Source organism: Paractinoplanes rhizophilus (genome assembly GCF_042664765.1).
Taxonomy (GTDB): domain Bacteria; phylum Actinomycetota; class Actinomycetes; order Mycobacteriales; family Micromonosporaceae; genus Actinoplanes; species Actinoplanes rhizophilus.
The window spans coordinates 97643-121572 of the sequence record NZ_JBHTBJ010000019.1; the positions used below are offsets into that span (position 1 = coordinate 97643).

General features: G+C 70.6%; 20 protein-coding genes. 4 read left to right on the top strand and 16 right to left on the bottom strand.

Annotation, left to right across the window (positions count from 1 at the left end):
* Nucleotides 1-95 precede the first annotated feature (95 nt).
* Nucleotides 96-608 carry a hypothetical protein gene (locus ACFQS1_RS24270; RefSeq protein WP_378972295.1) on the top strand — a complete coding sequence of 171 codons (513 nt, stop codon included), beginning with the start codon at nucleotides 96-98 and terminating at the stop codon, nucleotides 606-608.
* Between the two features lie 39 nt (nucleotides 609-647).
* Here the strand turns inward: ACFQS1_RS24270 and ACFQS1_RS24275 are convergent, their stop codons facing one another.
* Entirely contained in the window at nucleotides 648-1319 is a 672-nt protein-coding gene (locus ACFQS1_RS24275) for a dienelactone hydrolase family protein (RefSeq protein WP_378972298.1), read from the bottom strand.
* Nucleotides 1320-1544: 225 nt separating this feature from the next.
* Here ACFQS1_RS24275 and ACFQS1_RS24280 point away from each other — a divergent pair, with 225 nt between their 5' ends.
* On the top strand, nucleotides 1545-2630 hold the full coding sequence (locus ACFQS1_RS24280) for a LacI family DNA-binding transcriptional regulator (protein ID WP_378972300.1): 1086 nt from the start codon (nucleotides 1545-1547) through the stop codon (nucleotides 2628-2630).
* On the opposite strand, the gene ACFQS1_RS24285 is transcribed toward ACFQS1_RS24280, so the two are convergent.
* From ACFQS1_RS24285 to ACFQS1_RS24315, 7 genes are read right to left on the bottom strand one after another with little or no spacing between them, the layout of a single operon-like run.
* Nucleotides 2516-3376 carry a sugar phosphate isomerase/epimerase family protein gene (locus ACFQS1_RS24285; RefSeq protein ID WP_378972302.1) on the bottom strand — a complete coding sequence of 287 codons (861 nt, stop codon included), beginning with the start codon at nucleotides 3374-3376 and terminating at the stop codon, nucleotides 2516-2518. The genes ACFQS1_RS24280 and ACFQS1_RS24285 overlap by 115 nt on opposite strands.
* Nucleotides 3373-4431, bottom strand: coding sequence for a Gfo/Idh/MocA family protein (locus ACFQS1_RS24290; RefSeq protein WP_378972305.1), 1059 nt, complete (start codon nucleotides 4429-4431; stop codon nucleotides 3373-3375). Before ACFQS1_RS24290 ends, ACFQS1_RS24285 begins: the two co-directional genes overlap by 4 nt.
* The gene (locus ACFQS1_RS24295) at nucleotides 4428-5255 is read right to left on the bottom strand and encodes a sugar phosphate isomerase/epimerase family protein (protein ID WP_378972307.1); all 828 of its coding nucleotides are present in this window, start codon (nucleotides 5253-5255) and stop codon (nucleotides 4428-4430) included. Before ACFQS1_RS24295 ends, ACFQS1_RS24290 begins: the two co-directional genes overlap by 4 nt.
* A gap of 12 nt (nucleotides 5256-5267) precedes the next feature.
* Nucleotides 5268-6158: a Gfo/Idh/MocA family protein gene (locus tag ACFQS1_RS24300; RefSeq protein WP_378972309.1), complete on the bottom strand. Its 891-nt coding sequence runs from the start codon at nucleotides 6156-6158 to the stop codon at nucleotides 5268-5270.
* The gene (locus ACFQS1_RS24305; protein ID WP_378972311.1) at nucleotides 6155-7018 is read right to left on the bottom strand and encodes a carbohydrate ABC transporter permease; all 864 of its coding nucleotides are present in this window, start codon (nucleotides 7016-7018) and stop codon (nucleotides 6155-6157) included. The genes ACFQS1_RS24300 and ACFQS1_RS24305 overlap by 4 nt, the downstream gene beginning before the upstream one ends.
* Nucleotides 7015-7947 carry a carbohydrate ABC transporter permease gene (locus ACFQS1_RS24310; protein WP_378972313.1) on the bottom strand — a complete coding sequence of 311 codons (933 nt, stop codon included), beginning with the start codon at nucleotides 7945-7947 and terminating at the stop codon, nucleotides 7015-7017. The genes ACFQS1_RS24305 and ACFQS1_RS24310 overlap by 4 nt, the downstream gene beginning before the upstream one ends.
* Nucleotides 7948-7962: 15 nt before the next feature.
* Complete coding sequence (locus ACFQS1_RS24315; RefSeq protein WP_378972315.1) at nucleotides 7963-9294, bottom strand: ABC transporter substrate-binding protein; 1332 nt, start codon at nucleotides 9292-9294, stop codon at nucleotides 7963-7965.
* A gap of 158 nt (nucleotides 9295-9452) precedes the next feature.
* On the opposite strand from ACFQS1_RS24315, the gene uxaC reads away from it, so the two are divergent.
* Entirely contained in the window at nucleotides 9453-10844 is a 1392-nt protein-coding gene (uxaC, locus tag ACFQS1_RS24320; protein ID WP_378972317.1) for a glucuronate isomerase, read from the top strand.
* Nucleotides 10845-10866: 22 nt separating this feature from the next.
* Here uxaC and larC read toward each other — a convergent pair whose 3' ends face one another.
* From larC to ACFQS1_RS24360, 8 genes are all read right to left on the bottom strand, one after another.
* Nucleotides 10867-12144 carry a nickel pincer cofactor biosynthesis protein LarC gene (larC, locus tag ACFQS1_RS24325; protein ID WP_378972319.1) on the bottom strand — a complete coding sequence of 426 codons (1278 nt, stop codon included), beginning with the start codon at nucleotides 12142-12144 and terminating at the stop codon, nucleotides 10867-10869.
* A gap of 133 nt (nucleotides 12145-12277) precedes the next feature.
* Nucleotides 12278-13033, bottom strand: a complete 756-nt coding sequence (gene larB, locus ACFQS1_RS24330; RefSeq protein ID WP_378972322.1) for a nickel pincer cofactor biosynthesis protein LarB — start codon at nucleotides 13031-13033, stop codon at nucleotides 12278-12280.
* Entirely contained in the window at nucleotides 13030-13845 is an 816-nt protein-coding gene (larE, locus tag ACFQS1_RS24335) for an ATP-dependent sacrificial sulfur transferase LarE (RefSeq protein WP_378972324.1), read from the bottom strand. Before larE ends, larB begins: the two co-directional genes overlap by 4 nt.
* Nucleotides 13846-13963: 118 nt before the next feature.
* Entirely contained in the window at nucleotides 13964-15766 is a 1803-nt protein-coding gene (locus ACFQS1_RS24340; protein WP_378972327.1) for a glycoside hydrolase family 15 protein, read from the bottom strand.
* 215 nt (nucleotides 15767-15981) lie between these two features.
* Nucleotides 15982-16896, bottom strand: a complete 915-nt coding sequence (locus ACFQS1_RS24345) for a carbohydrate ABC transporter permease (RefSeq protein ID WP_378972329.1) — start codon at nucleotides 16894-16896, stop codon at nucleotides 15982-15984.
* A complete protein-coding gene (locus ACFQS1_RS24350; RefSeq protein ID WP_378972366.1) occupies nucleotides 16893-17834 on the bottom strand; it encodes a carbohydrate ABC transporter permease in 942 nt (313 codons plus the stop codon). Before ACFQS1_RS24350 ends, ACFQS1_RS24345 begins: the two co-directional genes overlap by 4 nt.
* Before the next feature lie 137 nt (nucleotides 17835-17971).
* On the bottom strand, nucleotides 17972-19342 hold the full coding sequence (locus tag ACFQS1_RS24355) for an ABC transporter substrate-binding protein (RefSeq protein ID WP_378972331.1): 1371 nt from the start codon (nucleotides 19340-19342) through the stop codon (nucleotides 17972-17974).
* A 291-nt stretch (nucleotides 19343-19633) separates the two neighbouring features.
* Entirely contained in the window at nucleotides 19634-20998 is a 1365-nt protein-coding gene (locus tag ACFQS1_RS24360) for a UDP-glucose dehydrogenase family protein (RefSeq protein ID WP_378972333.1), read from the bottom strand.
* A gap of 267 nt (nucleotides 20999-21265) precedes the next feature.
* On the opposite strand from ACFQS1_RS24360, the gene ACFQS1_RS24365 reads away from it, so the two are divergent.
* A complete protein-coding gene (locus ACFQS1_RS24365) occupies nucleotides 21266-23923 on the top strand; it encodes a cellulose binding domain-containing protein (RefSeq protein WP_378972335.1) in 2658 nt (885 codons plus the stop codon).
* Nucleotides 23924-23930: the final 7 nt, after the last annotated feature.

Below are 23930 nucleotides of genomic sequence, written 5' to 3' on the forward strand. Positions count from 1 at the left end.
AAACCGGATTTCCGAGATTTGACCGGGGGACCGGGGCGGCGACGCCCCGCCCCCGGTTATTCTGTCGCGCCGAAAAGATCAGAGAAGGAGTACGCGTGGGCGCCTCGGGGTGGGACTACTACATGCCCTACCAGGAAGACCGGTACCTCGCCTTGGTGACCCTCCGGACCCTGGTCTTCGAGGCCGGCGAGTTCCTGTGGGCGGTCAGCGGCAAGATGGCCGTCGACGATCCCGGCCGGCCGCGGACCGAGGACGAGCTGTGGGCCGACGAGACCGTACGCCTCAAGGGCACCCACTCGATCCTCGACATGTATCGCGTGCTCGCCGACGACGAGACCCCGAACTACGGTTACCTGCCGTACCCGTACGAGACCTTCGAGGAGTACATGGCGCTGGTCAAGGAGCACGGCAACCCCGAGTACGGCATCATCGTGCCGGTCGGCGAGGCCGAGGCGTACGAGACGGCCGGCGACACGAAACTCACCCGCGACCACGTCGAGGCGATCGTCCCCCTCGCGAAGTTTCCCGGCATCGGCCGCCTCGCCGTCCTGCACGACGAGCGGGACACCCCAGCCGAACTGTACTTCTGGGGCTTCTCCGGCGACTGAGTCCGCCCGCGTCCGCTCGCGGCCCGGCCGTACGGGGCGTCACCGTTCCTCGACCGCGTCCCGGATGAACTCCCGCCACCGCGCCACCGCGGCCGGATCCGTGACGCCGTGCTCGCCCGGACTGGCGAGCAACTCCTTCTCGGTGCTGCCGATGAGCTCGAACACCCTCTTCTGCCCGTCGAGCGGAGAGAGCGTGTCGTCGAGCTGGACGTGATACAGCACCTTCGCGGTGATCTTCCCGGCGTCCGCCGCCACCCGCCGCGGCACGTTCAGCCGCGGATCGATGCCGGCGGGATCCAGCCCGAACTTGCCCAGCACCGCGCCCTTCGCACGATCGCCCAGCGCCGCGAGGAGGGGCAGGCCGAACCGCGCCCCCATCGACATCCCGATGTATCCGAGCCGGTTCCGGTCGACCTGTCCGAGGGTGCCGATCACGCTCAGCCAGTCCTCGGTCATCCGGTCGAGAACGACCTCGAGGCCCTCGGCGGCGATCAGCGCCTGATACTCCTCCGGCGGCATCGGCCGGTCCACCCGCCTGCCGTGGTACGGCCCGTCGATCGCCACCGCCGCGATGCCCGCCGCGGCGAACCACCGGCCCAGCGCGACGATCCGGTCGCTGCGCCGGCTGCCGCTCCCACCGTGACCGAGCAGCACCAGCGGCGCCTTCTCCCGTGCCGGGAGCCAGGCCACCGCCGGGACATCCGTGCTCAACGCCATCTCCACGATCCGATTCCACCACTCGGCGCGCCTGGTCGCCGCAGCCGGCAGCGACGGCGGCCGCGAGCAGACCGGCACCGAAGGCAGACGGGCAACGAAGCCAGACGGGCACCGAAGGCAGACGGGCACCGAAGGCGGACGGGCACCGAAGACGGACAGATCGCGCACGGGCGGCGAGAGTACCTGCGCGCGGAACGGGAGAGATTTAGCATTCTCGACATGAGGCGCCCGACGATCTACGACGTGGCGCGCGAGGCCGGGGTGTCCGCCTCGACGGTGTCGCGGGCCTACGCGCGCCCGGGGCGGGTCAACGCGGAAACTTCGCAGCGCATTTTCCGGGCCGCCGCGAAACTTGGGTACCGGTCGGTCCCGGCCCGGCTGCCGTCCCCGCAGCAGCCGCGGCACGCCATCGCGCTGGTGGTCGCCGACGTCACCAACCCGTTCTACGGCGACATCATCAAGGGCGCCTACGAGGCCGCGCGGGAGGCCGGCTACCAGCTCATCCTGTCGCACACCAACGAGTCGCCGAAGGTGGAGCGGCAGACGATCGAGCAGGAGCTCGGGCAGGTCGACGGGCTGGTGATCGCGAGCTCGCGGATGACCGACTCGGCGCTGCGGATGGTGGCCAAGCAGAAGGCCGTGGTGCTGCTGAACCGCAGCATCCCCGAGGCGAACTGCGTGCTCAACGACGCCGAGCGCGGCATCCGGCGGTCGGTGGAGCACCTCGCGCAGCTGGGGCACGAGCGGATCACGTACGTGGCGGGCCCGGAGACCAGCTGGTCGGACGGGGTGCGCTGGCGCGCGATGCGGCAGGTGGCCGCGGACCTGGGCCTCGAGGCGCGCCGGGTCGGCCCGAACGAGCCGACCGTCCTGGCCGGGCTCGGCGCCGCGCTGCGGGTCGCGGAGCTGGACGCCACCGCCGTGCAGGCGTACAACGACCAGCTCGCGATCGGCATCGTCAAGGGGCTCGGCCGGCTGCGCATCAGCGTGCCCGAGCAGGTCAGCGTGGTCGGTTTCGACAACATCATCTTCGACGAGCTGGTCGAGCCGCAGCTCACCACGATCGCGTCCCCGCTGTACCGGATGGGGTTCACCGGCGTGCGCAACTGCATCGCGGTGGCGCAGGGCGCGCAGCCGAGCGGCGACCCGCTGATCCTGCCGGTGCGCCTGGTGGTGCGCGGCTCGACCGGTCAGCGCAGACGGCCGCCGAGCCTGGCGCGGGCCCAGTCGAACGACATCCGGTGGGACTCCCGCTTGGACTCGACGCTCGGCTCGTCCACCTCGATCATGAAGTCGCCGTCGTAGCCGGCCGGGATCGCGCCGAGCACCGCGTCGAAGTCGACCACGCCGAGCCCGGGCTCGGCCCACAGCCGCTTGGTCCGGGTGGCCTCGTGATACGACAGGTCGCGCCGGTCCAGCAGATCGGGAAAGACGTCCTTGAGGTGGATGCCGCCGAGCCGGTCGGCGTAGCGCCGGATGAACCCGGCCGGCTCGATCCCGGCCCAGCGCAGGTGCCCGGTGTCCGGGCCGAACCCGATCACCCCGGCCCCGAGGTCGTCGAGCAGCCGGGAAATTTCGGGCTCGGTCTCGAAAATGCCGCCGACGTGCGAGTGGTGCAGCGGCCGGAGCCCCTCGGATTGCAGCACGCGGCAGACCTCGCCGCACATCTCGATCGCGCGATCCAGCCGGCCGGCGTCGAAACCGGCGCCGGCGGCGGGTCGCGCCAGGCGTTCCGGTCTCGCCATCGACGAGATCATCGTACGGTCGAGGCCCAGCTCGACCTGGCCGGCGGCGAAAAGTTTCGCGCGCTCGATCTCGGCGGCGAGCTCGACGGTTTCGTCGAACGGCGAGTTGAACAGGCTCAGCGACGGCGCCAGCCCGTAGCCGGCGATCCAGTCGCGGTACTCGGCGGCGGTCATGTCGTCGGGGATGTCGGCCTTCACCGCGGCGAACCCGATTTCCTGGAAGTCCGCGAAAGCTTGCGCGAAAACTTCGCGGGTCTTGCCGGCCGAGGCCCAGTACGGGATGGGGTTGGCCGCCAACTGGCTCACAACGACACCGGCTTTCCCGTGCGGGCCGACTCGTAGGCGGCGGTGATGACGGCGATCGACTGCCGGTTGGTCTCGAGGTCGACCCGCAGCTTCTCGGTGCCGGCCAGCGCGCCGAGAAAGTTGAGGTACTGCAGCCGGTGCGCGTCGGAAAGTTGCCCCGGGTTCGCGGCCGCCGCGGTGTCCCCGCCGCCGCCCGAGATGGTCTGCGTCCCGCCCATGAAGCGCTCCTCCGGGTCGGTACCGACCGGCGTCGAGTGGAAGAAGGCCAGCGCATCGTTGTCGATGACCGCCGAGCCGCGGTCGCCGTGCACCTGCAGCCGGGCGCTGAGACCCGGGTAGGCCGCGGTCGTCGCGTGCAGCAGCCCGAGCGCGCCCGATTCGAACCGCACCACCCCGGCCGCGACGTCCTCCACCTCGATCCGCTGGTGGGCCAGCGTCGCGGCGTAGGCGAACACCTCCACCGGCCGCCCCAGCGCCGCCACGAGCAGGTCGACCGTGTGCACGCCCTGGTTCATCAGCGCGCCGCCGCCGTCGAGCTCCCACGTGCCGCGCCAGCCGCCCGAGTCGTAGTAGCTCTGCCCGCGCCACCAGTCGATCGACGCGATCCCCGAGGTGATCCGCCCGAGCTCGCCCCGGCCGATCGCCTCGAGCGTCCGCTCGGTGGCCGGGTCGAACCGGTGCTGCGAGATGACGGTGACCAGCGTGCCGGCCTTCTGCCGGGCGCGGATGATCTCGCCGGTGCGCTCGACCGTGACCTCGGCCGGCTTCTCGATGATCACGTGCTTGCCGGCCTCGAGCGCCGCGATCGCCACTTCGCCGTGCCTGCCGGTGGGCGTGCAGACGACCACCACGTCGACGTCCTGCTCGGCCAGCACCTCGTCGAGCGAGGAGTACGGCCGGCCGCCGCGTTCGGCGGTCAGTGCCGCGGCCCGGGCGGGCTCCACGTCGGCCACCGCGACCAGCCGCAGCCGATCGGCGAGCTGGCTCATGACGAGGCCGTGGTGCTTGCCGATGACTCCCGCGCCGATGAGGGCGAATCTGGGTGCTGTGCTCACGCGTACTCAATCTCCTCGGTCTGCAGAATTTCCGTGAAGGCGCGCCAGGCCGTGCGGAACAGCTCCGGACCACTGAATCCGCCGGTGGCGTGGCCGGCCGCGAGATGTGGCTCGAGGGAGAAGAAACCGTCGAAACCATCGTGGCGCAGCGCGCGAATGGTCGCCGCCACCTCGCCGTCGCCCCGGCCGGCGGGCACCACCGTGCCGTCGGCCAGAAGGGCGTCCTTGATCTGGATGTAGGCGACGTGCGGGCGCAGCATCGCATAACCGTCGGTGTACGGGCGCACGCCGACCTGCACGAAATTCGCGGGATCCCAGGCCAGCTTCAGATAGGGCGAGCCGACCGAACGGATCAGGTCGAGACAGCGCGCCGGAATGTCGCCGTAGATCTGTTTCTCGTTCTCGTGCAGCAGGATCAGCTCGGCCTCCTCGGCCACCCGCACCAGGGCGCGCATCCGGTCGATGACCTCGCCGCGATGGGCCGCCGGATCGGCGCCGGGCCGCAGGAAGAACGAGAAGATCCGGACGTACGGGGCGTCCAGCTCGTGCGCCACCTCGGCCGCGTGCCGCATCCGGTCCAGATGCGGGCCGAAGTCCTCGTCGATGAAGATCTTCCCGATCGGCGACCCGATGCTGGACACTTTCAACCCGTACGCGGAAAGTGTTTTTCGCATGGTGGCGAGCTGATCGGGCGACAGGTCGAGAATGTTGACGTCCCAGGCGCTGCGCACCTCGATGTGCGTCAGGCCCAGCCCGGCCGCGACCTCGCACTGTTCGGTGAGATCGGCGGAGATCTCGTCGGCGAATCCGGAGAGAGTCCACATGGGTCGCGCCTTTCAGTGGTTCTGGCAGTAGACGGCGTCGATGATCTGCTGCGATCGCAGGGCTTCGGCGGGCCCGATCCAGAACGGCTCGGGACCGGCCAGGGACCGGTAGAAATCGGCGATGATGAGCTCGTGCGAGGCGCCCCAGTAGGCGCGGCCGCCGGTGCTCGCGCGGCGCTCGGGGATCACCTCGACGGTGCCGTCCTCGTGGCTGATGGTCAGGTCGCCGCGCAACGACAGGGTGGCTTTCTCGGTGACGATCTCGATGGTGACGGGGGAGTCGGTGGCGTTGGCGACGGTGGCGAACAGGACGCTGCGCGCGCCGTTCGCGTGGTCGAGAATCAGGCCGGCGGTGTCCTCCACGTCGATGTCGTACCCGCTGTAGCGGCCGGCGTGGCCGGTCACGGCGATGACGTCGCCGACCAGCCACTGCAGCAGGTCGATGGTGTGGATCGCCTGGTTGATCAGCACCCCGCCGCCGCTGCGGGCCTTCGCGCCGCGCCACGGCTTGGCCCGGTAGTAGCTTTGCCCCCGGTGCCACAGGACGGTGGCGCTCGCCCCGCGGATCTCGCCGAGGTCCGCCAGCCGCCGGCGGGCCACCTCGGACGCCGTGTTGTAGCGGTTCTGCAGGCACACGCCCACCTTCCGGTGCGGAAAGCGTTTCGCCGCCGTGACCAGGCGCTCGGCCTCCGCCACGGTGTGCGCGACCGGCTTCTCGAGGAAAACGTGTGCGCCATTTTCCAGCGCCTCGATCGCGACCGGCACGTGCTGGTCGTGCGGGGTGCAGACGTGCACGACGTCCGGTTGCTCGCCGGCCCCGACAAGTTTCGCGCCCAGTTTCTCGATCGCGGCCAGGTGCACCACCGACACGTCCCCGCGGCCGACCACCGCCACCCGCGTCATTTCACGCCGCCCGCGGTCAGCCCGCCCACCAGGTAGCGCTGGAAGATCAGGTAGAGGATGACCACCGGCGCCGCGCAGACCAGGGCGGCGGCCATCATCTGCGAGTACACCGGCACCGCGCCGCCCTCCTGCGACGACCCGAAGATCTGCAGCGCGACGGCGGCGGTTTGCGTCTCGGGCCGGGTCAGCACCGACGCGAACAGCACGTCGTTCCAGCCGAGCAGGAACGCGAAGATCGCCGCGACCACGATCGCCGGCAGGCTCAGCGGGAAGATGATCCGCCGCAGGATGACCAGAGTGGACGCGCCCTCGGTGCGGGCCGCCTCCTCCAGCTCGCGGGGCAGCCCGCGCAGGTAGGTGACCATCACCCAGGTCGAGAACGGCAGCGCGAAGGTCAGGTACGCCACGAACAGGCCCCACCGGGTGCCGACGACGGTCAGGCCCAGATAGTTTCCGGCCGAGGAGAACAAGACGAAGACCGGCAGCAGCATCAGCGTGCCCGGGATGCTCTGCAGCCCGACCAGCCCGCGCAGGATCGTCAGCCGTCCCCGGAACCGGTAGCGGACCAGCACGTAGGCGGTGGTGGTGCCGAGCAGCGCGGAGAAGACGGCGGTGCACCCGCAGACGATCAGGCTGTTGACGATGCCGGTGGACAGGTCGGCGGTGGTCCAGATCTTCGAGTAGCTGCCGAGGCCGAACGAGCTGGGCCAGAACTCGCCGGCCGCCACGCCCACGTCGCTGTTCAGCGAGGCCAGAACGATGTACGACAGCGGGACGAGGACCATCGCGCACAGCAGCACGGTGATCGTGACCAGCAGCGGCCGCGGCAACAGCCGGGTGGCCTCGGCGTGCGCGCTCACCGTCGTACCCCCTCGTCGTGGACGTCGAGACGAACGGCCCGCAGATAGACGAAAAGCGGAATCAGCACCAGGATCAGCGAGACCACCGCCATCGCCGCGCTCAACCCGAACCGCAGGCTCTGGAAACTTGTCACGTAGACGAGCATCGGCATCACGTTGACGTCGTCCGGGGCGGGCGCGCCGAACAGCACGAACGGCAACGTGAAGTTGTTGATGTGGTTGAGCGTCGCGAGCAGGCAGGCGAGCAGCACCGGGCCGCGCAGGTACGGCAGGATCACCCGGGTCAGCTTCGGCCACCAGCCCGCGCCGTCCACGGCCGACGCCTCGTGCACCTCGTGGTCCACCGATTGCAGGCCGGCGAGCGCCATCAGGTAGATGAACGGCCACGCGGCCCAGATCTCCACCAGCACCAGCGTCCAGTAGGACTTCGGGCCGTTGAGCCACAGCGTCCCGTCCGTGCCGAGGATCCTGTTCACGATGCCGTCCGGCTGCAGCATGGTTCGCCAGACCGAAGCGACGACGAACGACGGCAACACGTACGGGATGAGGAAGACCGCCCGCACGACGCCGCGCCCCCGGTACGCGTTCTGCGTCACCACCGCGGCGGCGATCCCGATCGGCACCGTGGCGGCCGTGGCGAGGACCGCGAACGACACGCTGATCCAGACCGAGTGCAGCAGGCCCGAGTCGAGCGACTCGGCGTAGTTCGCCAGGCCGATGAACGGCGCCTCGACCCAGCGGCGCAGCGTGTACTGGTCGAGGTCGATCAGCGAGATCCACAGCGCGAGCACCAGCGGGATCAGGATGACCACGACCATCAGCAGGCCGCCCGGGGTCAGCAGCCACAGCGGGCGCTGCCGCTCGGTCGCGCCGCGCCGCCTCGGCTCCTTGGGCGCCGCCTTCTGCGGCGCCCGCAGCAGGGTCGTCATGTCAGCCGGCCCGGTTCACTTGGCCCGGTCCAATGCGGACTGCGCGGACTTCTGCGCGTCGGCGATCCGGGCGTCGATCTGGGCGGTGCTGATCGACCCCTTGGCCAGGTCGGGCAGGGACTGCACGGCGACGTTGGTCAGGGCGAGCTGGATGTCGCCCCACGCGCCGGTGAACGGCGTCGCGACCGACTTCTTGGCCGCCTCGGTCACCGGGCCCAGCTTCGGGTCGGACGAGAGGGTCTGCAGCGCCGCCGCGTTCGCGGGCATGCTGCCGAACTTCTTGTAGTAGTCCAGCTGCACGTCCGGCTCGGTGACCAGCTTGACGTACTCGAAGGCCAGGTCCTTGTTCTTCGAGTAGTCCGCGACGAGGAGGTTGTCGCCGGACAGGATGCTGGCCGCCTCGACGCCGTTGGCGGGCCGGCTGGTCGCGCCCGGCGGCACGGTCGGCAGCAAGGCGAACGCCCACTTTCCTTTCACCGCGCCCTGCTCGAGGGAGTTGGTTGCGGTCGGGGTCGTCAGCAGGAAGTAGCCGGTCTTGCCCTTCGCGAACGCGGCAACGGCCTGCGGGTTGGTCCAGCCGACGGCGGCCGGGTCGACCACCTTGTCGTTGGCCAGCCAGCCGAAGTACGTCTGGTAGGCCTTCTGCACGGCCGGGTCCTGGATCTTCGCCGTCTTGCCCTCGACCAGCGGGTTACCGGCCTGCACCGACATGCCCCAGACAAATTTCCACGGGTCGAAGTTGTCCTTGTACGCGACCGCGAGGCCGTACTGGTCGCCCTTGGTGAGCTGCTTGGCCTGCTGGGTCAGCTCGTCCCAGGTGGTCGCCGGCTTCGCGATGCCGGCCGCCTTGAGCAGCTCGGTGTTGTAGGCCATGACGAACGGGCGGCTCACCCACGGGATGCCGACCTGGTTCTGCTCGTCCGGGCCGGAGATGCCCAGCGTGGCCGGGTTGAACTTCTCCTTGCCGCCGATCTTCTTCCACTCCTCGTCGCCCATCTTCACGAACGCGCCGGTCGAGTAGGCCGTGGGCGTGAAGGTGGTGCCGACCGCGTACACGTCGGGCCCGGAGCCCGACACCACCGAGGTCTGTATCTTGGTGAGCTCGTCGTTGGCGGTGGCGAACGTCTCGAACTTCACCGTCGCGCCGGTCGCCGCCTTGAACTTGTCGCTGATCGACTTCTGCCAGGCCTGGAACTCGTCGGGATACTGTGTGTTCGCCGCGATCAGCACGTCGAGCGTCTTGCCCGCGCCGCCGCCACCGCCGGCGTCGTCGTCGCCCCCGCAGGCGGTGAGCGCGGCGGCCAGCACCGTCGCACCGGCCAGCGCCAGAAACTTTCCGGTACGCATGTTCGTCTCCTTCGGTGGGTGCCGCGCACACAGTGATTGCGGTCACTGTTCGCCCGGCCCGCCGGGCGCGGCAAGCGGTTGCCAGTTGTTGCCCGGGCCGCGAGGCAACAAATGGCAACCGCTTGCTCCGCGCGGGCCTCACCGCCAGGCTCGGGCGCATGGCCGCCCCGCACCCCGACCGTCTGCTGCCCGCCGACCCGGGGGTGCGCGGCCTCGCGCGCCGCCTCTACGAGCAGGTGCGGGAGCTGCCCATCGTCAGCCCGCACGGCCACGTCGACCCGCGGATCCTGCGCGACGACCCGCCGTTCGCCGATCCCGCCAGCCTGTTCATCCAGCCCGACCACTACGTGACCCGGCTGCTGCACGCCGGCGGGGTGCCGTTGCGCGAGCTCGGCGTGGGGGAGGGGCCGCTGCCGCCGGATCGCGCCCGGCACGCGTGGCGGCTGCTGTGCGCCAACTGGCACCTGCTGCGCGGCACGCCGGTGCGGTACTGGCTGGAAAGCTCCCTCGCGGACGTGTTCGGGATCATCGCCCGGCCGTCCGCCGGCAACGCCGACGACCTGTACGACCGGATCGCCTCGCTGCTGGCCGCGCCGAGCCGCCGGCCCCGGGCGCTGTTGCGCCAGTTCACCATCGACTTCCTGGCGACCACCGACGATCCGGCCGACGACCTGGCCGCCCACCGCGCCCTGCGCGACGACCCGGCGGTCACCACGACGATCGCGCCGACCTTCCGCCCCGACCGCTACCTCGCGGTGGACCGGCCGGGCTGGGTCGCCGACATCAAGCAGCTGGGTGGGGACGCCGGCGACTACGCCGGGTTCCTCGCGACCCTGGCGGACCGGCGGCGCTACTTCATCGAGCACGGCGCCGTCTCGGCCGACCACGGCGCGATCGACGCCGGCGCCGAGCCGCTCGACCGCCCCGACGCTGAGCGGATCTACCGCGCGGCGCTGGCCGGCACGGTCACGGCGGCCGAGGCGACCGCGTTCCGCCGCCACATGATCTTCGAGATGGCTCGGATGTCCTGCGACGACGGCCTGGTGATGACCCTGCACCCCGGCATCCACCGCAACCACCACCCGCCGACGCTCGCCGCGTTCGGGCCGGACACCGGGCACGACATCCCGGTCGCGGCCGAGTTCACCCGGGCGCTGCAGCCGCTGCTGGGGCGCTTCGGCACCCACCCCGGCTTCCACCTGGTGCTGTTCACGGTGGACGCGACCGTCTACAGCCGCGAGATCGCGCCGCTGGCCGGGTTCTACCCCGCGGTGTACGCCGGGGCGCCGTGGTGGTTCCTCGACAACCCGGCCGAGATCCGGCGCTACCAGCAGGCGGTCACCGAGATCGCGGGGTTCTCCCGGCTGTCCGGCTTCATCGACGACACCCGGGCGTTCTGCTCGATCCCGGCCCGCCACGACATGTCCCGGCGCCTGGACGCGGGGTTCCTGGCGTCGCTGGTGGCCGAGCATCGCCTGGACGAGGACGAGGCCCTCGACACGCTGACGGCTCTGGTGACCACGCAGCCCCGCACGGTCTTCAAGATCTGAGCCCGGCCGGGCCTCGCCGTGCTCAACTTTCGAGCTCGGCCGGCACTTCCGCGCCCGCCACCAGGCCGGCGGAAGCGGCGGCGGCCAGCGCCTCCTGCAGCACCGCACGCTCCGCGCGGCCGGTGCGGCGGGCCAGCGCGGCCACGTCCGCGAACTCCGGCATGACCTGGACCAGCACCCCATCCGCGTGGCCGAGCTTGACGGCGATGCGGCCCTCGCCCACCGCCACCTCGACGAAGCCGCGCGCCAGGGCCACCCGCTCGGGTGCGCTCTGCCGGATGCCCAGCGTGCTCGTGTCCCGGAAGATCCGCTCGCGGAGGAGATCGGCGTCGCCGGCGCGGCAGAGTACGCTCAGCACGTGCGCCGGGCGGCCCTTCTTCATCAGGATCGGGGTCAGCCAGGCGTCGGCCGCGCCGAGGCCGAGCAGCCCGTCCAGGACTCCCGGCCACAGCCGCGGGTCGAGGTCGTCGACGTTGGCTTCGAGGAGCAGGAGCGCCTCCGGAGCCGCCGACATCGGGGCGGCGGTCGGCGCCGGGGCCTCGTTCTCCGGCGGCAGTCCGAGCAGCACGCGGACGACGTTGGCGTGATCGGCCGGATCGCGGCCGCCCGCGCCGACGCCGACCGTGTCCAGCGTCATCGGCGGCAGCGGCTCGCATACCTCGGCCAGGGTGCGCAGCAGGGCCATCCCGGTCGGGGTCGCCAGCTCGCCCCCGCCGCCCGCGGAAGCCGGCTGCCATTTGCCGTCGCCGGCGGAAACTTGCCAGCCCCGGGCAAGCTCGGCGACCGCCGGTGCGGGCACCGGCAGCCGTCCGTGCCGGGTGCGTATGCTCCCCGAGCCCAGGGCCACCGGGCCGGCCGAGACGGTCGTGACGGCCAGGTCGTGGAGCGCCGCGCAGCTCCCCACCACGTCGGCGATCGCGTCCAGCGCCCCGACCTCGTGGAAGTGCACGTCGTCCGGTGTCACGCCGTGCACCCGCGCCTCCGCCTCGGCGAGCCGGGCGAACACGGCGACGGCGTTGCGGCGGACCGGTTCCGGCAGGGCCGCGCGGCCGAGCATGGCGCGCACGTCCCGCCAGGTCCGCGCGGGCGGCTCGGCGACCAGCGCGGTCACGTCCACCTTGAGCGCGCGCAGACCGGCCCGGGTCACCTGCCGGGCGCTCACCGCCACGGTCTCGCCGGCCACGGCGTGGACCGCCGTCCGGACGGCGTCGAGGGTGGCGCCGGCGTCCAGGAGGGCGCCGAGCAGCATGTCGCCGGCCACCCCGGCGGACGCGTCGATCCAGGCATGCCGCCGGCTCATGCGGGCGAGCCGATCCGGGTGTGCCGTCGGTTCATGGCGGATGCGCCGATCCCGGTGTGCCGTCGGTTCATGGCGGACGCGCCGATCCCGGTGTGCCGTCGGGTCATGCGGCCGCGTCGATCCGGGCGGGCCGTCATGCGGGGGCGGCGATCTGAGCGGCCAGGTGGCCGGCGCCGTAGCCATTGTCTATGTTCACGACGGCGACGCCGGGGGCGCAGGCGTTGAGCATGGTCAGCAGGGCGGCCAGGCCCTCGAAGGCGGCGCCGTAGCCGACCGACGTCGGCACCGCCACGACCGGCGCGGGGATCAGGCCGGCGACGACGCCGGGCAGGGCGCCGTCCATGCCGGCCACGACCACGACGGCGCGGGCGCGGCGCAGGAGGTCGAGGTGGCCCAGGACCCGATGCAGGCCGGCCACGCCGACGTCCACCACCAGGTCGGCGTGGCGGCCGAGGTAGCGGGCGGTCAGCAGGGCTTCGCGGGCCACCGGCAGGTCGGAGGTGCCGGCCGCGAGGACGGCGACCGGGCCGCCGGCCGGCGCGGGCGGGGCGGCCGGCCAGGCGAGCAGGCCGGCCTCCTCGTCGTGGAAGGCGTCGGGCAGCTCCTCCCGCACGGCGGCGGCGTGGGCCGGGGTCGCGCGGGTGAAGAGGGCGACGACCTCCGGGTGGGTGCGCATCTCGGCGGCGATCCCGGCGACCTGGGCCGGGGACTTGCCGGCGCAGAAGACGGCCTCGGGGTAGCCGCGCCGGCGCGCCCGGTCGAGGTCGAGGTCGGCGTAGCCGGCGAGGCCGGCCGGCGGGCTGCCGGCGGCGGAAGGGGCGGCGGCGGACAGGGCGGCGGCGGATGGGGCGGCGGAGGAAGGGGCGGCGTGGGCGGAGAGGCCGGTCACCGGGTGGCCGCCCGGGTGAAGGCGCCCGACTGGATGCCGGCCAGGTCGAGGGTGACGTAGCGGAAACCGGCGGCGGTCACCGCGTCGAGGACGGCCTCGCGTACGGTGGTCGCGGCCCGCGCCAGGTCGGCGGGCGGGAGTTCCAGGCGGGCGATGTCGCCGTGATGGCGTACCCGGAAGTCGGCGAAACCCAGCCGGCGCAGCGCCGCCTCCGCGCGCTCCACCTGGCTCAGCTTCACCGCGTCGACCGGGATGAAATGCGGGATGCGGGACGCCAGGCACGGCGCGGCCGGTTTGTCGGCGCTCGGCAGGCCCAGGGCCCGGGCGATGCCGCGGACGTCGGCCTTGGTCAGGCCGGCGGCGGCGAGCGGGGTCAGCACGTGGTGGGCGGCGGCGGCCCGGGAGCCGGGGCGGTCGGTGCGGCGTACGTCGTCGGCGTTCTCCCCGTAGGCGACCGCGTCCAGCCCGTAGGCGGCCGCCTCGATGCGGGTGAACAGCTCGTCCTTGCAGTGGAAGCAGCGGTCCGGGCCGTTCGCGCGGTACCCGGGCCGCTCGCCCTCGCGGGTCTCCACCTCGGCCAGCCGCACCCCGATGTGGCGGGCGACCTCGTGCGCGCCCGCGCGTTCGTCGGCGGCCAGGCTCGGCGACACCCCGAGCAGGGCGAGCACGTGGGACGGGCCGAGGGCGCGGGCGGCGAGCGCCAGCAGCACCGACGAGTCGACGCCGCCGGAGAAGGCCACCCCCAGTCGTCGCACGCCGTCGAGCTGGCGGGCGAGGTCGGCGGTGGCGCGGTCGAGCAGGTCGCTGTTCATGACTGCCATTCCATGCCGTCCACCCTGCCACGCGCCAAGCGGTTGCCGGATGTTGCGCGCCGCTAGGTCGCGCCGGCCCGGCGGGGCCGGCCAGGGCGGTGCGGGGCCGGACGAGGCGCTACTTCAGGCCCTCCTGGGCCCGCTCCCTGGTCGGGGCCAGCGCCGAGCTCAGCGTGCGGGCGGTGTCGATCAGCGGGACGTGGCTGAACGCCTGCGGGAAGTTGCCGACCAGCCGGTTCGCGTGCGTGTCGTACTCCTCGGACAGCAGGCCGACGTCGTTGCGCAACGCCAGCAGCCGGGCGAACGTCTCGCGGGCGTCGTCGTGCCGGCCCATCAGGGCGTAGTTGCTCGCCAGCCAGAACGTGCACGCCAGGAACGCGCCCTCGCCGGGCGGCAGGCCGTCCACGCCGGTGCCGGGGTGCTGGGTGTACCGCTGGACGAAGCCGTCGGACATCAGGTTCTTCTCGATCGCGGCGACGGTGCCGGCCACCCGCTCGTCGTCGGCCGGGAGGAAGCCGACCAGCGGGATCATCAGGGTCGCCGCGTCCAGCTCGTCGGAGCCGTAGTACTGGGTGAACGTCCGGCGCTTCTTGTCGTATCCCTTGGCCAGGATCTCCCGGCGGATCCGGTCGCGCAGCGCGGCCCACCGGTCGGCCGGGCCGTCCAGGCCGAACTCCTCGACGGCCTTCACCGCGCGGTCGGCGGCCACCCACGCCATCAGCTTCGAGTGCACGAACTGCTTCGGGCCGCCGCGCATCTCCCAGAGGCCCTCGTCGGGGTCCCGCCAGTGCTCCTCGACGAACGACATCAGCTTGACCTGCAGGCTCCACGCCGGGTCCTCGGCCTTGAGGCCGGCCGACCGGTCGTGGTGCAGGGCGTCCATCACCTCGCCGTACACGTCGAGCTGGAACTGCTCGGCGGCGGCGTTGCCGATGCGCACCGGGTTGCCGTCGTAGCCGGGCAGCCACGTCGCCACGTACTCGTCGAGGCGGCGCTCGCCGGCGACGCCGTACATGATCTGCAGCTCGGCGGGGTTGCCGGCGATCGCGCGCAGCAGCCATTTGCGCCACGCCACCGCCTCGCTCTGGAAGCCCGAGTAGAGCAGCGACTGCAGCGTGATCGTGGCGTCGCGCAGCCAGCAGAACCGGTAGTCCCAGTTGCGGGTGCCGCCGAGCTTCTCCGGCAGGCTGGTGGTGGCGGCCGCGACGATGCCGCCGGTCGGGGCGTAGGTGAGGGCCTTCAGGGTCAGCAGCGACCGCACCACCGCGTCGCGGTACTCGCCCTCGTAGGTGCAGGCCGACACCCAGCCGAGCCAGTAGCCCTCGGTCACGCCCAGCTCGTGCACCGCGTCGAGCGGCTCCGGCGCCGGCAGGTGCGAGGGCCGCCAGGTCAGCACGAACGGCACCCGATCGCCGGTGGTCACCTCGAACTCCGCGCGCGTCGCGAGGTTCTCCCCGTGGGTCGCGACCGGCGTGCGCAGCCAGGCCGCGTCCGGGCCGGCCACCGCGACCAGGTCGTCCTGCCGGCGGTGCACCCACGGCACGACGTGGCCGTAGTCGAAGCGCAACCGCAAGATCATTTCCATCCGTACGACGCCGCGCACGCCCTCCACGATCCGGATGATGTCGGGCGCCTCGCCGCGCGGCGGCATGAAGTCGATCAGCCGGGCCACCCCGTCGGCCGTCTCGAACTCGGTCTCCAGCACCAGCGTCTCGCCGCGGTAGCGCCGCCGGGTGGTGACCACCTCGCCGGCCGGCCGGATCGTCCAGTGCCCGTTCTCCTCGTCGCCGAGCAGCGCGGCGAACACCGCCCCCGAATCGAAGCGCGGCGCGCAGAACCAGTCGATCGACCCGTTGCGCCCGACCAGGGCGGCGGTCTGGGTGTCGGCGATGAGCGCGTAGTCCTCGATCCGAAGAGCCATGCCCGGTCCTTACCCGGCATGACGGCTCCCGAACGCCGGATCGGGCCGTTCCGGAGCGTGACGGGCGCGCGGAGCGCGACCACCCGCCGCCCGGCAGCCGGGAAGCGTGCCTGCTGCGGTTGGGGCGGCCGCTGGCCCGTACGCGTCAAGGTGTTGAAGAAAGCGTGAGGCCGCGCCCGCCGTGAGCGAGCGCGGCCCCGGTGACGCCGGCGAAGCTACCCCTTGACCGAGCCGGCCAGCAGGCCGCGGACGAAGTAGCGCTGGAGGAGGAGGAACACCAGCACCGGAACGGCGATGGAGACGAAGGCGCCGGCCGACAACAGCTGCCAGGCGGTGCCGCGGGTGCCGCTGAGGTTGGCCAGGGCCAGGGTGATCGGGGCGACCTCGTTGCCGCCGCCGGCGAACACCAGAGCCACCAGCAGGTCGTTCCAGACCCACAGGAACTGGAAGATGCCGAACGCCGCCAGCGCCGGGGTGAGCAGCGGCAGCATCACCTTGAAGAAGATCGACACGTGGCCGGCGCCGTCGACCCGGGCGGCCTCGATCAGGCCGGCGGGCACCTCCCGCATGAAGTTGTGCAGCAGGTAGATCGCCAGCGGCAGGGCGAACGTCGAGTGGGCGAGCCACAGCGTCCAGAACGTGCCGGTCAGGTTGATGTCGACGAAGATCTTCAGCAACGGGAGCAGGGTGACCTGCAGCGGGACGATCTGCAGCGCGAAGATCGCGATGAACAGGAAGTTCTTGCCCTTGAAGTCGATCCAGGCGAACGCGTACGCGGCCAGCGACGCCAGCGCCAGCGGGATCAGCACCGAGGGGATGCAGATGACCAGCGAGTTGACGAAGAAGTCGGCCATGTTGACGCCGCCGTCGGCGCCGAACACCGACCGATAGTTGTCGAGCGTGACCGTCGGGTCGGAGAAGAACGTCCACCAGCCGGTCCGCTTGATCGCCCGCTCCGGCCGGAACGAGGAGACCAGCAGGCCGAACGTGGGGATGGTCCACAGCACCGCGATGACGATCGCGAACAGCGACGCCCACGGGGAGCTGAGCCGCTTCTTGGCGACGGACGCCCGGCTCGGCTTCTCGGCCACCAGCGGCGGCTCGGTCGTCAGGGGAGTGACGGCGGTCATCGTGCCTCCGATTGACGAACCTGGCGGATGTTGTACGCGACCACCGGGATGACCAGGATGAACAGCAGCACCGCCAGCGCGGCGCCCAGGCCCTGGTTGTCGGCGCGGAATGTCTGGCTGTAGAACTCGTTGGCCACCACGCTGGTCTTGAAGTTGCCGCCGGTCATGGTGCGGACGATGTCGAAGACCTTGAGCGTGCCGATGCCGATGGTGGTCAGCACGACCACGATGGTCGGGCGGACGCTGGGCACCGTGATGTTCTTGAACATGGTCCAGGCGTTGACGCCGTCGAGCCGGGCGGCCTCGACGATGTCGTCCGGGATCGCCTTGATCGCCGCCGAGAGCACGGTCATGGCGAAGCCGGCCTGGATCCAGATCATCACGATGATCAGCAGCAGCGTGTTCAGCGGCGACTCGATCAGCAGCTGGATCGGCTTGCCGCCGAGCCAGACGATGATCTGGTTGATCAGGCCGATCTGCTTCACGTTCGCCTGGTCGGGGCGGTACTCGTACATGAACTTCCAGATCACCGACGCCGCCACGAAGGAGATCGACATCGGCAGGAAGATCAGCGCCTTGGCGAACGACTCGAACCGGGACTTGTCCACCAGGATCGCGTAGATCAGGCCGATCCCGGTGGCCAGGAACGGCGTGATGACCACCCAGATCACGGTGTTGCGCAGAACGGTGAGCTGGTCCTTGTCGGTGAAGATGGTCTTGTAGTTGTCGAACCCGATGAACGCTTTGCCGGCGGCGTCGAAGAACGACTCGTAGATGGTGCGGAGGCCGGGGTAGACCAGGCCGACCAGCAGCAGGAGCACGACCGGGAGCAGGTAGAGATACCCGACCCACTTGTCGCCCTTCCGGCCGCCGATCCGCCCGGCGAAGAACAGGACGACGCCCATGACGGCTGCGAACAGCAGCAGCGCCGCGAGCATCTGCAAGAGCTTCTCGGGGGTGGTGGAGGCGGTGTTGAACACGCGACCCGTACCTCCTTCGACTTGTGAGAGGAAGAGGCTGAGGGCCGGCCGGGAAGGGGAAGCCCTCCCGACCGGCCCCGATGGAGCTAATCAGATCACTTCGGCCAAGACTTTTCGATGTTGTCGACGGTCGTCTTGGTGTCCTGACCGGTGATCCACGCGGTCGCCTGCTTCCAGAACGAGTCCGAGCCGACCGCCGCGGGCATCTGGTCCGAGCCGTCGAAGCGGAACTGCGAGGCCGGGTCCAGCAGGATCTTGGCGGAGAGCTGGTCGATCGGGTTCTTCAGGTTGTTGGGGTCGAGGCCCTTGTTGGCGCTGACCCAGCCGCTGGACAGCTTGGCCTTGGTGTTGGCCCAGGTGTCCGACGACAGGTAGGTCTGGAACGCCTTGACCTCGGGCCGGTCCGCGAAGGCGAGGGTGAACTCGCCGGCGCCGAGCACGGGCTTGGCCGAGGCGTCCTTGCCGGGCAGGTAGAAGGCGAAGACGTCGCCGTCCTCGGCCACCTTGGTGCCCTGCGGCCAGTTCGCCGCGTAGAAGCTGGCCTGGCGGTGCATCTCGCACTGGGCGTCGAGGATCGGCAGGCCCGCGTCCTGGAACGTGGTGGTCGCGATGCTCTTGACGTCGCCGAGGCCGCCGTTGACGTACTGGTCGTTCTTCAGGTACGCGCCGACCGCGTCGAACGCGGCGGTCGACTCGGGGCCGTTGAACGGGATCTGGTGGTTGACCCACTTGTCGTACGTCTCCGGGCCGTAGAGCCGGAGCATGAAGTCCTCGACCCAGTCGGTGACCGGCCAGCCGGTCGCGTCACCGGAGTTGATCCCCGCGCACCACGGCTTCTTCTTGTCGGCGACCATCTTGTCGCTGAGCGCCTTGAGCTCGTCGAGCGTGGTGGGGACCGCGTAGCCGGAGTCCTTGAACTCGCTCGGCGAGTACCAGACCAGCGACTTCACGTTCGCGCCCAGCGGCGCGGCGTAGAACTTGCCGTCGACCGTGCCGTACGACTTCCAGTCCTTGGTCCAGAACTTGTCGACGTTGGCCTCGGTCTCGGGCGGCGCGGCGACCGCCTTGCCGGTCGCGACCAGCTGCTTGAGCAGGCCCGGCTGCGGCACGAACGCGATGTCCGGCGGGTTGCCGGCCTTCGCGCGCACGAGGACCTGGGTCTCGAAGGACTTGTCGCCCTCGTACTTCACCGTGACGCCGGTGCACTGCTCGAAAGGCTTGTAGGAGTCGATCTGAGGCTTGTCCTCGGGGGTCACGATGCTCGTGTAGACCGAGACCGTCTTGCCCTTGAGGTCGCCGAATTTCGTGTATGGCGAACAATCGATACTCGAAGCCGACGCGTCCGTCGACGCGCTGTCGCCGTCGTCGCCGCTGTCACCGCAGGCTGCCGCGCTGAAGACCAGCCCGGCGCTCAGCGTGCCGGCGAGCACGGCCCGAAAACGCGGGCTCGTAGGTTGACCGAACATACCGCTCCCTATGTCAAATCGCGCCTCCGACGTCCAAAGACGTCGCCGTCCGAAGCGCTACTTGGCTCACAGTCAAGAGGTAACCGGGACGTTGCGCAATGATTTCCGCTTGATCGACTCGGTAACGATACGGCTGCGGCCTCATATCGGGCTTAACCGGTTAAGAAGAAGTGCTGGTCAGGCCCTCAAAGCACCCTAGTCGCCAACCGGCCGTCCCGTGGGGATATCTGGGATATCCGGGGGGACGGCCGGTGTGTCGTGCCCAAAACGGACTATACGGACGGTACCGCCTCAGCCCGCGATGGCGAGGTACTTGTAGCCGAGCCGCGCCATCCGGTCGCGGTCCAGCACGTGGCGCCCGTCGAGCAGGATCGGGGTGCGCATCAGGCCGACGAACTTGCTCCAGTCCAGCTCGAGGTACTGCGCCCACTCGGTCACCAGGACCACGGCGTCGCAGTCGTCGAACAGCCCGTCCAGGGTCTCCGACAGGTACGGCGCCAGCTCCGGCTGCTCGCGCCGGAAGCGCTCGCCCGCGATCGGGTCGTGCAGGCGCACCCGGGCGCCGCGGGCCAGCAGGAGGTTGGCGATGTCGAGCGCGGGGGAGTCGCGCAGGTCGTCGGTGTTGGGCTTGAACGCCAGCCCGAGCAGGCCGATCTTGCGGCCCTTGAGGATGCGCAGCTCATCCTGCAGGCGCTCGACGGCGACCAGGCGCTGCCGGTCGTTGACCTCGCGGGCGGCCCGCACGATCGGCATCTCGTAGTTGTACTCGCCCGCGGTGGCGATCAGCGCCTTGGTGTCCTTGCCGAAGCAGGAGCCGCCCCAGCCGACGCCGGCCTGCAGGAAGCGCGATCCGATCCGCTGGTCCAGGCCCATGCCGCGTGTCACCTCGGTGATGTCCGCGCCGACCTTGGCGGCGAGCTGGCCGATCTCGTTCGCGTAGCTGATCTTGAGGGCGAGGAAGGCGTTGGCCGCGTACTTGATCAGTTCGGCGGAGGCCAGGTCGGTGGAGACCAGCGGCACCGCGCCGATGTCGTCGGGGCGCGGCGCGAAGCTGGGCGCGGTGAACGTCTGGTTGATGATCGGCCGGTAGAGCTGGTTGAGCACCTCGAGCGCGCGCGGATTGTCGGAGCCGATCACGATGCGGTCGGGAAAGAGCGTGTCGTGGATGGCGTTGCCCTCGCGCAGGAACTCGGGATTGGAGGCCACCGAGAATTCGCACCGTCCGGGCCGGTCGTCGCGCTGCGCGAACGACTCGCGCAGAATCGCGTCCACCCAGTTGCCGCTGCCGATCGGCACCGTCGACTTGTTGACCACCACGGTGAAGTCGTGGTCGAGGTGCTGCGCGACGGTCTCCGCCGCCGAGCGGAGGTAGCGCAGGTCGGGGCTGCCGTCGCCGGCCGACGGGGTCTGCACCGCCACGAACACCACGTCGGCGCCGGGCACCGCCTCGGCGTAGCTGGTGGTGAACGTCAGGTTGGCGGCGGCCTCGGCGAGCAGCTCGTCCATCCCGGGCTCGTAGATCGGGCACCGGCCGGCGGTGAGCATGTCGACCTTGCGCTGATCGAGGTCGACGCAGGTCACCTGGTGGCCGAGGAAAGCGAGGCTGACCCCGGTGGTGAGCCCGACATAGCCCGTCCCGACAACGCAAACCCTCATAAAACGCTCCTCAGCCGACACCAATCAACGGCACATCGTACACAGCAGGGGAAACGCTACCCGCGCGCGAAAACCCCCGCTTGCTGACGGTAAGTGGCCACCCCATTTCGGGGCGTTGCTGAACGTTTTTAAGCAATTTATCGCCGCCAATTAGTAAATAGGCACCATCATCAACAGCTGGTTTCAGGGTCTTGACAGGAACGTGACACGGGGCCGACGCTTCTGGGAGCGCTCCCATGTGAACGCCCGTCGATGGAAGGTGCCTGGATGAGAAGTAAAGCCATCGGGGCGGCCGTCTTCGCCCTGTTAACCGGGGCGATGGCGGTCGCCCTGGCCGAGCCGTCGACGGCGTCGGCGGCGGCCGCCGACCCGTACAACTGGAAGAACGTCCGGATCGACGGCGGCGGTTTCGTCCCGGCCGTCGTCTTCAACCCGGGCGAGCGGAACCTGATCTACGCGCGCACCGACATCGGCGGCGCGTACCGGTGGAACGAGGCCGGCCAGAACTGGACGCCGCTGCTCGACTGGGTCGGGCAGGACAACTGGGGCTACAACGGCGTGCTCTCCATCGCGCCCGACCCGGTCGACACCAAGCGGGTGTACGCCGCGGTCGGCATGTACACCAACGACTGGGACCCGAACAACGGCGCCATCCTGCGGTCGGCGGACCGGGGCTCGACCTGGCAGGTCACCAAGCTGCCGTTCAAGAACGGCGGCAACATGCCGGGCCGCGGCGTCGGCGAGCGGCTCGCCGTCGACCCGAACGACAACCGCAACGTGTGGTTCGCCGCCGAGGGCGGCAACGGGCTGTACAAGAGCTCCGACTACGGCGCGACCTTCAGCAAGGTCACCAGCTTCCCCAACGCCGGCAACTACGTGCAGGACCCGTCCGACAGCAACAACTACCTCAACCAGAACCAGGGCCTGGCCTGGGTCGCCTTCGGCGCGGCCAACCGCGTCTTCGTCGGCGTGATGGACAAGGCCAACCCGATCTACACCTCGGCCGACGGCGGCGCCACCTGGACCCGGATCGCCGGCCAGCCGACCGGATATCTTCCGCACAAGGGCGTTGTCCAGGGCAATTACCTCTACATCGCGACAAGCGACACCGGTGGCCCCTACGACGGGGCGAACGGCGCGGTCTGGCGGTACGACATCGCCGCCGGCACCTGGACCGACATCACGCCCACGGCGGCCGCCGACCAGTACTACGGCTACTCCGGCCTCACCGTCGACGCCCAGCACCCCGGCACGCTGATGGTCGCCACCCAGATCTCCTGGTGGCCGGACGCGATCTTCTTCCGCAGCACCGACTACGGCGCCACCTGGACCAGGGCCTGGGACTGGACGAGCTATCCGAGCATGTCCAAGCGCTACACCATGGACATCTCCGCCGACCCGTGGCTCGACTTCAACACCAACCCGCAGCCGCCCGAGTCGACACCGAAGCTCGGCTGGATGAACGAGACGCTCGCGATCGACCCGTTCAACTCCGACCGGCTGATGTACGGCACCGGCGCCACCGTCTACGGCACCACCACCCTGACCAACTGGGACAAGGGCTCGACCGTGACGATCAAGCCGATGGCCCGGGGCCTCGAGGAGACCGCGGTCCTCGACCTCGCCAGCCCGCCGTCCGGCGCGCCGCTGGTCAGCGCGCTCGGCGACATCGGCGGCTTCCACCACGCGAACCTCGACGCCGTGCAGGCCAGTTTCCACGACACACCCAACCTGAGCACCAACACCAGCCTCGACTTCGCCGAACTCACGCCCACGGTGTTCGCGCGGGTCGGGAACGCGGACGCGGCCCCGCACATCGGCATCTCCACCGACGGCGGCAAGAACTGGTACCAGGGCCAGGAGCCGTCCGGCGTCTCCGGTGGCGGCACCATCGCGGTCGGCGCCGACGCCGGGTACATGGTCTGGTCGCCGCAGGGGGCGGGAGTCCACTACTCGACCACGCGCGGCAGTTCCTGGACCGCGTCGAGCGGCCTGCCGGCGGGCGCGGTCGTCGAGTCGGACCGGGTCAACCCCAAGACCTTCTACGCGTACGCCGCCGGCAAGTTCTACACGAGCATGGACGGGGGCGCCACGTTCACGGCCTCCACGGCCGCCCTGCCCGCGTCGGGCCGGCTGCACTTCAAGGCCGTCCCGGGCGCCGCGGGCGAGGTCTGGTTCGCCGGCGAGTCCGGTCTGCTGAGGTCCACCGACGCCGGCGCCACATTCGCCAAGGTCGCCTCGGTGACCAGCGGCATCAACGTGGCCTTCGGCAAGGCCGCCCCCGGTCAGTCGCACCCGGCCGTCTTCCTGGTCGGCACGGTCGACGGCGTCACCGGCGTCTTCCGCTCCGACAACGCCGGCACCTCCTGGGTGCGGATCAACGACGACGCCCACCAGTACGGCAACGCCGGCGACGCCCTGGCCGGCGACCCGCGCGTCTTCGGCCGCGTCTACCTCGGCACCAACGGCCGCGGCATCCTCTACGCCGACCGCACCACGACGGCGACCACGCCGCCGACCACTCCACCCACTACTCCACCGACGACGCCGCCGACCACCCCGCCGACGACGCCGCCGACCACCCCGCCGACGACGCCACCGACTCCGCCGGCCGGGGGCTGCACGGCCACCTACAAGATCACCGGCTCCTGGGGCGGTGGCTTCCAGGGCGAGGTGACGGTCGTCAACACCGGCACGGTCGCGACCCGGAGCTGGACCGTCGGCTGGAACTACACCGCAGGCCAGGCGGTCACGCAGATCTGGGGTGGCTCGGTCACCCAGAACGGCGCGGCCGTCCGGGTCGTCAACGCCGCCTACAACGGCGCGCTGCCCGCCGGCGGAACCACCACCTTCGGCTTCCTGGGCAGCACGACCGGCACCACCAACCCGGTTCCCTCCCCGATCACCTGCTCGGCCTCCGGCTGAGCGGGCC